The following is a 16,175-nucleotide window of genomic DNA, read 5'->3' on the forward strand; positions in this document are numbered from 1 at the left end:
ACGACAGACGATACCGCCCTGGCCGGGTCGGATTATGTTCCATTCTCAACTCAACTGACATTTGAGGCAAGTTCCTCGGCGTATCGCCAAACACAAACCGTTGAAGTCATGATTATTGGTGACTCTCTGGTTGAAAAGGATGAATACTTCAAAGGTGAGCTGTCGAACAACAGTGCAGGCACAACCATTAATTCGTCAACCTCATATTCGAAAATCCTGAATGATGACCAGGCCACCGTCTCCATTAATGACGTGACCGTGAATGAAACTGCGGGGACTGCTGAATTAACGATCTCCGTCGATGGTCCATTTGAATCAACTTTCAATGTCAGTTATTCGACGATATCAGACACTGCCATTTCAGATGAAGATTATTCAAATACAGGCGGTTATTTTTTTTTCGATCCAGGAGATCTATCCAAAACCTTTACAGTCGATATCACGGATGATGACGTCTATGAATTTGAAGAGCAGTTTTACGTCAATCTGCATTCACTTCATTCAAATGGATATAACATCGTACTGGGAGATGATCGCGGAACGGTCACGATTCAACCCGATGCTGATTTCGTCTCTCAATTTGAATACCATTCCAAACTCTTTGTTCCAGATTCAATAGAAGACACGAATCCCGCTGGAGATAATTTTGGAAGCGATCTTGCAGTAGATGGTGACACCCTGATTGTCAATAGCCGCGGCTGGGATGGCGCCGCTGTTAATCTGGGTGCTGCATTCATTTATATCCGCAATGACCAGGGGACACCCACCGATGCTTCAGATGATACCTGGGATTATCAGGCTACCTTAAGCCCTCCTACCGACGTTCCAGCAAGCTTTGTCGGCAATGCGGTTGCCATCAGTGGAGATACCGCTGTCATTTCAGATTCATCAGATGATGAAGGGGCAGAAGGCAGTGGTGCCATTTATATCTACACACGCACAAATAATATCTGGACTTTTAGACAGAAAATCAAAGCATCCGACAGTGCTGAATATGACTATTTTGGCTTCTCAGTTGCTCTAGACAACGACACGATCGTCGTCGGTGCACCCAATGCAGACGGGGAGAAAATTCCTTTCGAGAGTTGGTCAGAATCAAACCAGGGCGCCGTTTATGTTTTTACCCGCTCTGGCAATACCTGGACGGAAGTAAGCAAACTAGTCGCTTCTGACCGGCAGCCAGATAAAAGACTGGGCTATTCTGTTGCGATTGAGGATACGACGATTCTGGTAGGAGCGCCAGGGGATAATGAGGGCGCTTATTCAAGTGGCGCAGCGTACCTTTTCGAACTGGTAGATAACAACTGGAACGAAGTCCAGAAACTGAAAGCCAGTTCGATCCAGACAAACGCGGAATTTGGATACAGCGTGGCACTGGATGGAGATAACCTGATAATCGGAGCGTACAAACATCCCTTCATTAATCTCACTGACGGAGATTTAGATCCTGCGGGGGCCGCATTTGTTTTCACCAGAGAAAATAATATCTGGCAAGAAGAACAAATGCTGGCATTATCTCAAACGATCCTGAACAGCTATTTTGGTAGGACGGTCGATATTCAGGGAGACCAGATTCTGGTTGGTTCTATCCATCAAAGAGTTTATCCCGGTTCCAATAATAACGGTCCGGTCTACCTCTTCAGGAAAATTAATTCAACCTGGGTCTTAAATGATACTCTGATAGATAATGACCTCGAGGATTATTCTTTTTTTGCAGAGACAATCGCACTCGCAGGCGATCATATCCTGATCGGTGCTTACGAGGATTCTGAACTGGCTGATGGGGCGGGGTCAGTCTATGTCTATCATCAGACAGATCGACCTCTCCTGACAGTAGAAAACGTAACTGTATCGGAAGGCGATCATGGTTCGAAATATGTTACGATCGAAGTCACACGCACCGGTACCAGTCCCGGCGACCTGAGTATTCCCGCGCTGGTCAATTTTAAAACACGGGATGCCGAGGCAATGAGCCAGGCAGGCGATTATGAAGCAGTTTCCGGGACACTGGTTTTCGAAAGCGATTCCAATTCCGTTTCACAAACCAGTACTATTACTGTTAAAATCTTTGGAGACACCTTTGTTGAGAAAGATGAAACCTTCCTGATCGAACTTTCCGATGTTCTTGGAAACGCCCGACTGTTAGAGAAAACGGCAACAGTCACCATCACAGGAGACGATCAGTCGCTGGTGCGGATCGATAATGTCAGCGTCCATGAAAATGAGGGAACGGCTACGATCTTCGTCTCGCTGGACAAGCCGGTCGATGCCACGGTCAGTGTTGATTATACGACCGCCAACCGCACCGCCTATTCCACAGCTGATTACGTCAGCTCATCGGGTACAATTACGTTTACCGCGGGTACGCAATCGCAGTTCATTACGATTCCGATTGTGAATAACGGTCAGGTGGAGGCAGAAGAATCATTTTACGTGAACCTGAGCCATATCCAGTCAGAGGGTGCGAATGTCGCCTTCAGTGACAGCCAGGGCGAGGTTTCCATCCAGGACGACGACCAGACGGTGATCCCCCTCCTGTCGATCGATGATGTGACCGTGAATGAAGATGCGGGAACCGCCACGCTGAATGTCGCTCTCAGTGCAGCCATTCCTACGACCGTTACGGTCGATTATTTTACGGCCAACGACACGGCTGTCTCCTCCAATGACTACCTGGCCCGGTCCGGCACGATCACATTTAATCCTCTGGAAACTTCCAAAATTATCACAATTCCTGTTTTTGATTCGGCAATTCTCGAAGACGACGAAACATTTTTTGTCTTTCTGAACAACATTCAATCGGGAGTCTACCAGGTTCTGATGAATGACGATCAGGCATTGGTCACGATCCTGGAAAAGACCCGGGCGCGACTGACAATCAGCGATCTCTCGGTCAATGAGGGTGCGGGCACCGCCACGCTCTCGGTCAATTTGTCGAAAGCACTGACCGAAGCAGTGAGCATCGAATATGCCACCGCCGACGATTCCGCCCATTCAACAACCGACTTTGAATCTTCCACCGGCATCGTGACATTTGCTGTTGGAGAAACCACGCAGACGATTGAGATCATTCTGACCAATGATGATCTCGTGGAAGCCGATAAATCGTTTCTCGTCAACCTGTTCAATCTACAGGACGGCTCACTCGATGTGGGTGTACTGGACAGTCAGGCCCGGGTCACGATTCAGGACGACGATCAGGCCACGATTTCGATCGATGATATCACGGTCAACGAAGACGCAGGCACCGCTGTTTTGCAGGTCTCCCTGAGTGCCCCGGTCGATGGAGACGTGTTTGTCGATTTTGCGACTGCAGATCAGACTGCAACCAGTCCGGATGACTATGCAGAGACGACGGGCACGCTGCAATTTCACGCCGGCGAGCAGATGAAAACAATTACCGTCCCGATTGTCAATTCGACGCCCCTGGAAGCGTACCGATCGTTCCTGGTTAATTTGAGCCATGTGCAGTCGGACGGCCTGATTGTCACGATAGCAGACAACCAGGCCGAGGTCACCATCATCGATTCCATTCCGCTCAGGTTGTCGATTGACAATGTCAAGGTCGATGAAGCCGAGGGAACGGCGACCCTGTATGTCTCCCTCAACCAGGCGATCGACAGTCCCTTCAGTGTCGACTTCCATACAGATTCACATACTGCACTTCCCACAAGTGACTATACTGAAACATCAGGCACTCTCTTCTTTGCTTCCCAACAAACAACTAAAGTCATTACGATTCCCCTCGTCAATGATGACGTGATCGAACCGGATGAAATATTTCTGGTTTCACTCGAGAACATTCAGTCTTCAAATTATCTTATCGAATTCGGGGATGACCAGGCGTTTGTAAAAATCGAAGACGATGATACGCCCCCCCTGATAATCAGTAATGACAGTGATTTTGTTTTGCAGCAGCGCCTGTCTGCCGATCCGACTTATGCCAATCACACCGCAGATTATTTCGGGCGCAGTATCGCCATCGACGGAGATACGATGGTGGTGGGAGTTCCGGAACTCCTGTTGTCGGGAAAGGCGGCATATCCCGATGCTGGTCCGGGGGCCGTGTATGTCTACACCCGGAATCAGAATGGAACCGCCACTGATCAAACCGACGATATCTGGGACTTCCAGACGGCACTCACCCCTGATGAGTTTCAGGATAATCATTCTTCTTTTGGCAGTTCCATCGCCGTGTATGGCGATACCATCGTCGTGGGAGCCAAACATGAATCTTCGGGAACCGTCTACATCTTCACCAGATCGGGAAGCGGCTGGACTTCTCAGCCCCCACAGGTGGAATCGGTCACCATCCAAGGCTTGTACAATACCGCCCAGTTCGGCAGCGCCGTGGCCATTTACGAAGATACGATTGTGGTGGGAGCCGAAGGCGGCAGGACCGGCAATGTGAACAGCAGCGGTGCAGCTTACATTCTGGAAAAACAGGGTGAGACTTGGGCGGCCCCGAAAATCTCGGATATAAAGCCGGCTGATCTGCATTCATTAGATGCTTTTGGGAATGCCGTGGCTATTCACGGAGACCTGATCGTGGTCGGCGCCAGGTATGCAGGCCCGAATGGATATTGGAGTGGTGCCGCTTATGTCGTCACCAAAAATGGTGCCGACTGGTCCACCTTGTCTCCGACCATTGCTAAACTCCTCCCGAGAAACGGCACAGAGCTCGGCAGATTCGGCTCCAAGGTGGCTACGAATGGCGTGGACGTGGCAATCAGCAGTGTTAAGAAAGACAGTAACAGCTATGCTATCGGTTCCGTTCAGATTTTCACCCGGAATGGAACAGACTGGAGTACTCTTGCCCCCTCTGAAGTGATATTCGATTCTGGAATTCAGTATGATGAGTTTGGCAGTGATCTGGCACTGACTGCAGACAGACTGATCGTGGGTGCTGAGAACGTCTCGAAAACCTATATTTATCGTAAAACCGGATCAACCTGGTACAGCACCACGCTTGATCAGGTCATCTCGCCCGGAGCCGGTTCAAACATCGGTTTCGGTTACGGAGTGGCCACTTCCGGCAACACAATCGTCATTGGTGCGCCGGAAAACGATTCCGTCGGGTCGAACAGCGGCTCGATTTTTACCTACGAAAAAACAGGCAGTAACAATTGGGCCCAGTCCGATGAACTGCTCCCTGGTGAAAATCAGCCATCACATAATGGCGCTGATCGTTTCGGAAACACCATCGCCACCGACGGAGACTATATGGTCGTCTCGGCGGCGGGCACCGACTCATCCCTTGTTCCAGAGGGAATGGTCTATCTCTACTCCCGGAACGACCAGGGAACGCCCTCTGACGACACCGATGATACCTGGGATTTTGTCAGGAGCCTCCTTCCTCCCGATCCCTCTGCAGTCACTGGATTTGGAACCCGGGTCGCCATTGACGGTGGAACGATTCTGGTTGGAGCGAGACTGACTTCAGGGAAAGATGAAGTTTATATCTACGAACGTAACGGAGCTGACTGGACGCTGCTTCCCCCCAAAGTCAGTCCACTGCTGTCGAAATATACTTATAAAAACAGTGACGTTTCCAACATGGCCGTCAGTGGAGACACGATTGTCATCGGTCAACCAGAGGCGACCGGCAACTTTTCTACTTCAGGTGTGATTTCCGTCTATGTCAAACGGGGATCAGACTGGTCCACTTTGAGCCCCGTAGAAACAGTTCTCTACGCCGATGATGGCTCATTCGGAGACAAATTTGGTCAGAGCATCGATATCGACGGGGACCGTATCATCGTCGGCGCACCGGAAAAAGGAGACACGGGTGCCGTCTACCTGTTCGAAAAGGGAAGTACCAGTTGGAGAACAACAGCCACGCAGCACAGGCTGACTATTAACGAGCCGCTGACCTATGAACTCCTGGGGAAAGCAGTCACCATCGACGGTAACCAGGTAGCCGTTTCTGCTACCTATAACGATGTCTCAACCATAAACGGAGTCGTGTATCTGCTCGATTACAGTGCCGGCTGGGATCAGCCTGTACAGACAACTTTGATTGCCACCGATACCCGCTATACGTTTTTCTATGGAGAGCACATTGACCTCTCCGGGCACACGCTGGTTGTCGGCAATAGTTCTGGATCCGGGGAACGGGTAGGGCTCTATATCTATGACGGATCTTCCGGCTGGGACAGTTTGATCGAGACCGAACTCTCCTTAAATCCCGACGCGAGAGAGTACCGCTCACTCTTTGGCTCCTCAGTCGCTATCAATGGAAATAATATCTTCACTCATGCATCAAACGGAGATCCCCGCTCCATCGGAGAGGTGTACGTTATCAATCGGCGCCCGCTTCCTGAAATCTCCATTGAGGATGCCAGCATTGTGGAAGGCAATGCTGGTACTCAGTCGCTCCAGTTGACCGTCACACTCACCGGCAACAACCTCGATCTGATTCCCGGGAATAATGTTTCGTTCGCCTTCGCGACCTCTGATGGTACAGCCACCACCGCCGGCAACGATTACCAGTCCCAGACGGGCACGCTCTCTTTCGACACCAGTTCCGGTGCTTCCTCGTATACGAAAACCATCCTGATCAACATCACTGGAGATACCAATCCAGAATCGGATGAGTACTTCTATGTTTCGCTTTCGGATCCTTCGGTTCCCGTTTTGTTAAGGAAACGTAAAGCGAAAGTGACCATCGAAAACGACGATCAGATAAATCTCAACATCGATGATCTGACTGTCCATAGCGATGCGCAGACCGCGCATGTAACGGTCTCACTGAACCAGGAAATTGATGCTCCGGTCTCCATCGACTTTACCACCGTCGATCAGACAGCCATCAATACTATCGACTACCAGGCAACAACGGGCACACTGACCTTCAACCCGGGCGAGACGTCAAAAACAATCTCCATTCCTGTCTTTAACTCCAGCCAGATCGAAGCCATTAAAACGTTACTGGTGAACCTCTCCAACCTTCAGACCACCAGCTCGGCAGTAGTCCTCACAGACAGTCAGGCTGAGGTGACGATTGTCGATGCCGATCAGCCAACTTTATCAATCAATGATGTAACGGTCGTTGAAGACTCAGGAACCGCAACCATCACGGTAACGCTCAATCAGGCGCTCACCTCAGCGGTCACTGTTGATTACGCCACTGCAGACAATACCGCCTCCAGCGGTTCTGACTACCAGTCCAAAACAGGCACACTGACGTTCAACCCCGGTGACACGACGCAGACCATTCACATCACACTCACCGATTCTGACATCACCGAGCTGGATGAAACCTTTCTGGTCAATCTGTCCAGTCCACAGTCCGACGCATTCCAGCCCACTCTGGCCGACAGCCAGGCTGTAGTCACGATCCAGGACGACGACCCGACACTCCTCTCCATTAATGATATTTCAGTCGACGAAAATGCGGGCATAGCATTAGTAACAGTCTCTCTCGATCAAGCCGCCTTGAGGGAGTTTTCTGTCGACTACTCCACCGCCGATGGTACAGCATCCAGTGGTTCTGATTACCAGTTCTCAACAGGCACTCTGACTTTTAACCCCGGTGACACCACACAGACAATTGAAATCCCGCTGATCGATTCAACTCTGGGTGAAGCCGACGAAACCTTCCTGGTCAACCTGCTGAATCTGCAGGCTGCGGGACTGGACGTCAACCTCACCGATTCGCAGGGAGAAGTCACCATTCGCGATGACGACCGGTCCAGTCTTTCAGTACAGGACCTCAGCGTCGATGAAAATGCCGGCACGGTCCTGCTGACAGTCTCTCTCGATCAGCCACTGCTGACCAGCATCACGGTTGATTTTGAAATACTTGATGGCACGGCTATGGTCGATTTTGATTACACAGCCACGCCGGGAACACTTACATTTGATATCGGCGAGACCACACAAACCATCAGTTTGACAATCCTGGATGACGCCTTAGAGGAATCAGCAGAGTCATTTTTCGTCAAGCTCTCCAGCCTGCAGCAGAACGGTTCTCATGTCGACCTTGCTGACGACCAGGCAGAAATTATGATTCGGGATAACGACCAGGCAAAACTCTCTATTAATAACATCGAGGTCAATGAAGATCTCGGGACTGCCACTCTGACTGTATCACTTGACCGGACGCTGACGACTGCTTTTTCAGTAGACTTCCTTACGATCGACGGCACCGCTGTCGTTAACTCTGACTATCTCACCAACAGCGGCACTCTGACTTTCAATCCGGGCGAAGTGACGAAAACCATCGACGTTTCCATTGTGGATTCAGACAACGTCGAGCTCACCGAAACTCTGCAGGTGCAGCTTTACAATCTACAGGTAGCAGGCGACCAGGTCACCCTGTCTGATTCTATTGGAGAGATCAGCATTCTCGATGATGATCAGGCTTCGCTCTCAATCGATGATCTCACTATCAATGAAGATGCCGGAACCGTGAATCTGACCGTATCACTGGATCATCCGATCCCCAGCGCGTTTACCGTCGATTTTGCTACACTGAACGGGACTGCACTCAGTACTACCGATTATATTTCGACTTCGGGAACGCTCACGTTTAATCCAGGTGAAACCACCCAGACCATCACTCTGGAAATCCTGAATGATGAACACAACGAAGCAGCAGAATCATTCTTCGTGAATCTCACGAATCTGCAGGCTGATGGCTTTCATGTGAATCTTGCCGACTCTCAGTCAAAAATCACGATTATCAGTGACGAATATACTTCGCTCTTTATAAATAATGTAACCATCTCTGAAGATTCAGGAATGGCCACGCTGACCGTCTCGCTTGATCAACCGCTCGACTCCAGCGTAAGTGTGAATTACGCTACCGCTAATTATACTGCTAACAGTGTTTATCACTACGAGAGCACTTCAGGCACGATCACCTTTAATCCGGGAGAACAGACTCAATCCATCATCATCCCGATCATCGATTCCGACTGGGTGGAACGCGACCGTTTATTTTTTGTAGATCTTTCGGATATTCAGTCTACCGGGAATAGAATCGAATTTGCGAAAAATCGAGGTCTGGTCACGATCCTGGAAGATGACCAGGCGGAGTTTTCTGTTGACGATGTCATCGTAGATGAAGATGTGGGATATGCCACGGTCACCATCTCCCTCAGTGCCGCCGTTAAAACAGACATTAATCTTTACTTCAATACAACGGATCAAACCGCGGTCGAATCAGAGGATTATGTGAACCGGTCCGGTGTCATGCTCGTGCCATTTAATGCACGGATACATACTTACCGTATCCCGATTATTGATACAGATCAGGTCGAAAACGATGAAACGTTCTTGTTCAATCTGACTGACCTCAATGCAAATGGACTGAATGTCGTCTTCGCCGACGATCAGGGTTTAATCACGATCCGTGATGATGATCAGGCGGCAATTACAGTCCAGGATCTGAGAGTCAACGAAGCCGCCGGCAAGGCTCTGATCACTGTCTCGCTTGACAAATCAGTTGACGGGCCGGTTTCGGTTGATTATATCACTCTCGATCAGAGCGCGACTGCCTCCAGCGACTACCTCGCCAGAGCCGGTACACTCACCTTCACCCCGGGAACAATGCACCAGACCATCGAAATTGATCTGGTCGACAGTGCCCAGGTAGAACTGCTGGAAACGTTTGATGTGCAACTCAGCAATATCCAGACTGATGGATTGAATATCATCTTCTCTGACGACCGCGCTACAATCACCATTAAAGATGACGATCTCGGCGATTATGAATGGAATTCCAAACTATATGCCGAAGGAACCGTCCATCCCGCTGATCTCTTTGGTTATGACAACGCAATCGATGGTGACACGCTGATTTCCGGTTCACCTGGTTGGAATCATATTTATAACGGCTCGGAAGGACCCTTTCTCAGCTATGGAGGCGCTTTCATCTATGTCAGGAATGATCAAGGCACCCCAGACTATTCTGGTGATGATACCTGGGACTATCAGTCAACTTTATTTGCTTCCGATGCCGACAGCTATTCCGACAATTATGGCTGGTCGGTGGATATCAGTGGAGATACCGCCGTTGTGGGGGCTCCACAAGGCGATGGAACTGAAGATGACATAGGATCCGCATATGTCTACACACGCTCAAACGGCATCTGGACCTTCCAGCAGGAACTGAATGCATCCGATGCCGGGTTTAACAGTTATTTTGGTGGGATTGTTGCTATCGAAGATGACACGATTGTTGTCGGAGCAAGGGGAGACAATAACAACACGGGTTCCACTTATGTCTTTACGCGAGAGGATGGAGTCTGGACCGAGACAGTAAAACTGGTAGCAGACGACGCAGTAGAGGAGATGTTTTTCGCCAATACAATAGACTTCGAGAATTCTACGATTGTCGTCGGAGCTTTGTATGAATCTGAAACTTATCCAAAGAGTGGAGCCGTTTACGTTTTTACTGAGCAGGATGGCGTCTGGACGCAATCTCAGAAGCTGAAAGAGTCTACACCTGGCCCGTATGGGAGATTTGGCTCTTCGGTCAGCCTGGAAGGAGATCTGCTCTTAATTGGTGCACCATCCTATCTCAATTATCCTCAAAGTGCTGGTAAAGCCATTCTTTACCAGCGCAACCCTGAAAATGGGTTATGGTCGCCCTTACAGAATTTGGTTGCATCGGACGCTACTTCGAATTCCTACTTTGGAAATTATGTCGAAATCCATAATGAGCAGATTTTCGTTTCCGCAATGTCTGATCCGACAGGAGTCGATGGAAACGGAGCCGTCTACCGGTTTGAGCAGGTAAATCAGGTCTGGGTTGAACAGCAGAAATTCAGTTCACCGGATGCTTATACCAGTGATTTTTATGGAGTGAGCTTTGTTGCCGCAAACGACATGCTATTGATCAGCGCTCGCTATGATGACGATGTCACCTTCAATACAGGCTCGCTCTATCTTTACGGATTTCCGCAAAACCCGACCATCACGATCGACGACGTCAGCGTCACAGAAGCAGACGATGGCTCCCGCCTGATCACTGCGAATGTCACACGCACCGCCACAAAACCTGGAGAACTGATTTTTGGGGCGACCGTTGATTTCCACACCGTGGACGGCACCGCCACCTTCGCAGACGGCGATTATGACAGCACAGCCGGCACCATTGTTTTTGAAAGTGAACCGGACGCCTTTTCTCAAATCCAGACCATTTCCATTCGCCTTTATGGTGATACTCTGCTGGAAACCGACGAAACATTTGGCATCAAATTACTGAATGTCACAGGCCATGCCCGCATTGCCGATCCGGGAGCGATCCTCACTATAGAAAATGATGATCGTGCGGAAATCTCCATCAACGACATCGCCGTCTCTGAAGATGTGGGTAAGGCGCTGGTGACCGTTTCACTCGATCTACCTGCCACAGAAACGATCAGCGTCGATTACAACTTAAACGACCTGACAGCCCTCAGTTCTTCCGATTACACTGATACTTCTGGCACATTAACTTTTCTGCCGGGAGAACTGACGAAAACCATCACCATTTCCATTACCGACTCTGATATTATTGAAAATGATGAAATCTTCCAGGTACAGCTCTCTCAACTCCAGGCAAATGGATTAAATGTCGTGCTGGCAGATGATCTGGGTGAAGTCACCATCGTGGATGAGGCAAGCGGGTCGGCAGAGATTCAACTTCGCATCGTAGATACTCCTACGATTACAGAACTCTCAGGAGAATCGGATACTTTACCCACACATCTGAATCATGTCAGTGAGTGGGATACCTACTGGGTAGAATTCTGGATTGATACCAGCGTCCCGACAGACCAGGGAGTCTTTGCAGCAGCTTTGGATTTCAGCTATGAAACCTCTTTCACTTCAGCCACAGAAATTGAATTCGGTGCTGGTTTTACCAATAGTCAGTCAGGAACCATTGATGACCAGGCGGGAACAGTCACAGGAATCTACGCGGAAACTGGTTCAGAACACTTGGGGGCATCCGGTTTTCTGCTCTTTGCGAGATTGAAATTTGAACCTCTTGCTACAGATCAGGTTGTAGTCGATCTGGACGGCAATAGTATCGGCCCCTACAACCTGGACTTTATGATTGGTTCACAACAGGTTGCTCTGATTGGGAATGTTCCCGTCAATACAGCTATATCATCCTCCTTTCAAACTGAAATCTGGGCCAACCCGTTTGACTTCAATGATGATGATAAAATCAACTATAGAGACCTGATTCTGTTAGTTGGCGTTTATAATAGTGTTCCCAGCGAGTCTGATTCACAATACAACTGGATCGCTGACCTGAATCAGGACGACAGGGTTAATTATCGAGATTTAATCCTGCTTGTTGGAAACTACGGAAAAAATAAAACCGACAATCACTCTGTTGCTTATCCTGACAATTATCCCGAGGTCTGGAATCAACGCCTACTCGTCAATTCTCAGGAAGAAGCACAGCCAGATCCAGAAATAGTGACTCAATCATCTGCTGAAAATACGTTGACCTCGATTGTGGACCATATTCAGCCACAACTCGACCCTGCTCAACAGAATTCACTGTCGCAGGTAACTATCCAGGTTATTGATTTGCAGGGAGATACACTCGGGCATGTCATTTCCAATACGATTTATATTGATACGAATGCTGGAGGATATGGCTGGTTTATCGATACCACCCCCTTTGATCACTCCGAATTTGTTTATTCCAGTGAATTAACATTAATTGCATTGGATGACGGCCCGGCCTCGAATCAGATCGATTTCTGGACCGTGATCATGCACGAACTCGGACACATTCTTGGAGTAGACCACGCAACTGAAGGCGTGATGCAGAAAACTCTGGATCCCGGCGTTCGTAAACTGCCTGACTTCCTGGAAAAGCTAAATGAAGCCACTCAGCAGTCCGAAAAGAAGATCGATGATTTCTTCTCGGACATGACTGAAGATATTGATCTGATTGTTCTGTAGAGAACAGCACTAAGAATCCGAATGTTCCCTGTTGGAGATTGGCGTGCGAAGCGGATTCTGCCGGACTTTTGATGAGCTGACAGTCTGATAATCTGTATAATTCACGGGTATGTTCCTGAATATCGGAGTCCTAAGGTGCGTCTCCCGAATCTACCCTCAAACCGTGAAGAACATCGTCAAGGAAGCAGGGATCGAACCGAGTCCGAAATGAAGTACTGGGTACTGACACCAGTTTCTCAAAACTCATGCAGAAACACTCTGGGCATGCGATTTATCTAAGAAACGAGCCGGGGCACCGCGGGGACTTGTAGATTTGTATGTGTTGGTTTTCATACATTTCAGAAGGCCCAGGCTAAGCTAAACGTCAATACTGAAAAGTGGGATGGAGATTGGCGTGCAAAGCGGGTTCTCCCGCACTTTTGATGATCTGAGTGTCTGATAATCCGTATAATTCGGGGGTTTGTTCCTGAATAACGGAGTAGTAAGGATGCCTGATCTCATTGTGTTCCCCAAAATTCACGGTTTGAAGATTCAGCGGATGCTCCAAGATGAAAATCATTTACTGATTTACCTTCAAGCGGTCGATTCACAGGCTTGTTGCCCTGAATGCCAACAAAATTCTCACCGTATCCACAGTCGATACACGCGTTCGCCGAGTGACCTCCCTTGCTTTGGTCAAAAGACACAACTCATTCTCCAAGTCCGACGATTCGTCTGTATTAATGATACCTGTAATCGCAAAATCTTTACAGAACGTCTCAATGATCTGATTCAGCCTTATGCGCGAACAACCCTTCGTCTTTCTAAGGTCCAGAGGCAGATCGGGTTCCTGCTGGGGGGAGAACCAGGAAAGAAGTTTTCCAGCTTTATTGGAATGTCCTGCAGTGCGGATACTCTTTTGCGTCGGATTCGTGCCAGTTCCCGGCGAGATATCACATCCGTTCGTGTATTAGGAGTAGACGACTGGGCCTTGCGACGAGGACAACGGTATGGAACGATTTTGTGTGATCTGGAAAAACGTCAGGTCATTGATTTGCTTCCAGATCGTACTTCAGATTCCCTGGAAAACTGGCTGGTTTCCCATCCTGGCGTGGAAATTATCAGCCGTGATCGTGGGGGAGAATATGCCAAAGGAGCGGCTCAAGGCGCTCCACAGGCAATCCAGGTCGCAGACCGCTGGCATCTGGTAAAAAATGCCCGCGAAACTTTACAGAAAGTCATTGACCGGCATCAGAAGCAGGTTCGTGAGAGTGTCAAGCTGCTTGCTGAGCGTGAATCTCAGTTATCCTCAAATCAGCCACTTGATTATATGCAACCCAGCAATTCTTCCACGCCCCCCAACACTGAGAATATCAGTCGCAATAAAAAACGGATGATGTATGAACAGATTTGTGAACTCCATCAGAGTGGGATGTCCATTCGTAAAATCGCAAGTCAGCTTCGAGTTGGTCGGAGAACTGTGCGACGCTATTTACGCGCGGACGCTTTTCCAGAACGGGCAAAACGATCCGGGCCAAGTTGTCTTGATCCTTACCTGGATGAATTGAAATCCATGTGGGAGTCGGGAGTGACCAGGGCAACTGTTTTGTGGGAACGGTTGAAAGAGCTGGGATTCGAAGGTTCTTACTCTGTCGTGAATCGAAAGGTTGCATTCTGGAGAAAAATAATGGAGGTTTCGGCAGATGGAAACAGCATACTACACAATGCGCAGCCGGTGCCACAGCCCTCTTCAATGTGTCTTTCATGGTTACTTTGGAAACCCATTGATGAACTGGCGCGTAACGAGAAAAAACTGGTGAAGGAGCTTTTGCAGACACCAATGATTTTTCAAGCCACACAACTGATCCATGAATTTCAAACATTCATTCAGCAGCAAAACAGTGCTGGCTGGGACAATTGGTTGGAGCGGGCCTGTTCTGAAGATGCTCCCATTGATATTTGTCGTTTCGGAAAGAGTTTAAAACGAGATGAAGAGGCTGTAAAAGCAGCGATGGAGTCAATATGGAGTAATGGCCAGGTGGAAGGTCAGGTCAATCGTCTGAAAATGGTCAAACGACAGATGTATGGGAGGGCGAGCTTTGATTTACTGCGAGCCCGGTTCCTGAATACCGCTTAATCATCAAAAGTGCGGGAGAACCCGCTTTACACGCCAATCTCCACCTTACGTTTGAGACTATAATAGTAGGGCTAAATTACAAATCGTCAAGATCTTTTCTCAGTCGTTGATTCATCTCAGGCGAAATTGACTGCCACAAAAGTGCCACAAATCTTTTAAGCCACTCGGCAGTATAGTCGAATGAGTTCCCTCAGCTATGATCGTTTGGTCGTGCGTAGTTTGTGATCTCTAACAGCGATTGCATTCCTAAATCGCAGTCACACCATGAAAAAGTCATTTCGGGCGGCAATGGTCCCTGTGTTTCCTTACCGAAAAGACTGGGCTTTTCCCAAGTGCGAGAACTCTCGCGAGAATGTCTGGAATGTCGTGACAAATAGCAGGGTGTCATAACCGGGGGCAGCTCAGCAGAGAATGTTTCGGAACAAAAAAAGCCCCCGTTCACAAGGAACGAGGGCTTTCCACAACCAACCTCTTTCATCCAGACTCACGATGCTTTCTGGAAAGCCATGGTAGTTCCATCAGCAACCAGTTGCACATAAAGGACACCATTTTCAAACCAGAACTTTGACTGTTCCGCACCATCGCTGGTGTTCACAACTAGAGTGTTGCCACTGACTCTGTAAGTTCCATTGTCGGAATCGTGTTTCTGTTGGCCATTGGAATCGACTGCCAGCACTTCCATCGCAAACTCCCCTTGAGCACCGAAGGCGACGGCGATCTGAATCTGTGTCCCGTTCAAGTTATCCTGCAGGTACCATTTTCCGACGAGCGGGTTCGACTGCTGCTGTGGAGGTGTGTATCCACCGTTTCCATTTCCTTGAAACTGACCACCATTGTGACCGCCCTGGACTGGAGGTACAGGTGCAGTCGGTTTGTGGCTGACAGTTCGCTGAGGCGTGGCCCCACCCTGTGGTGCGTTCGAAGTTGTCAGGTGGACGAGTTCCTGTGGCATCGATTTGGCCTGCAGATACGCCACTTCCATCTTGCTGTCATACTTCAGGATCATAGCGGGAGAACCGACCATCGAATCCTTGTCACCGGAAGGCACCTGGGGATAGGCAATATGAACCCGGGTGGCATCTTTCAGCAGTGCGAATGTCAGGATAATGCGACGTTCCGTATCAACGACCCACCCGGGCATCAT

3 protein-coding genes are annotated in these 16,175 nt (G+C 49.1%); 2 read left to right on the top strand and 1 reads right to left on the bottom strand.

The annotated features are described in order from the left end of the window. Together AACZ40_RS21765 and AACZ40_RS21770 are read left to right on the top strand one after the other, a co-directional pair. A partial coding sequence (locus AACZ40_RS21765) for a Calx-beta domain-containing protein (protein ID WP_339675823.1) occupies positions 1 to 12,915 on the top strand: 12,915 nt, incomplete at its 5' end. Positions 12,916 to 13,453: 538 nt separating this feature from the next. Further along, a complete protein-coding gene (locus AACZ40_RS21770) occupies positions 13,454 to 15,031 on the top strand; it encodes an ISL3 family transposase (RefSeq protein WP_291179999.1) in 1,578 nt (525 codons plus the stop codon). A 484-nt stretch (positions 15,032 to 15,515) separates the two neighbouring features. Here AACZ40_RS21770 and AACZ40_RS21775 read toward each other — a convergent pair. Then, positions 15,516 to 16,175 (bottom strand): hypothetical protein (locus AACZ40_RS21775; protein WP_339675825.1); only part of this gene is annotated, 660 nt, incomplete at its 5' end.

Origin of the sequence: uncultured Gimesia sp. (assembly GCF_963972345.1) — a bacterium.
Classification (GTDB): domain Bacteria; phylum Planctomycetota; class Planctomycetia; order Planctomycetales; family Planctomycetaceae; genus Gimesia.

What these genes read in the sequence shown, in the direction of transcription:
- AACZ40_RS21770 (WP_291179999.1), top strand. Translation starts at nt 13,454, where the DNA reads ATGCTCCAAGATGAAAATCATTTACTGATTTACCTTCAAGCGGTCGAT.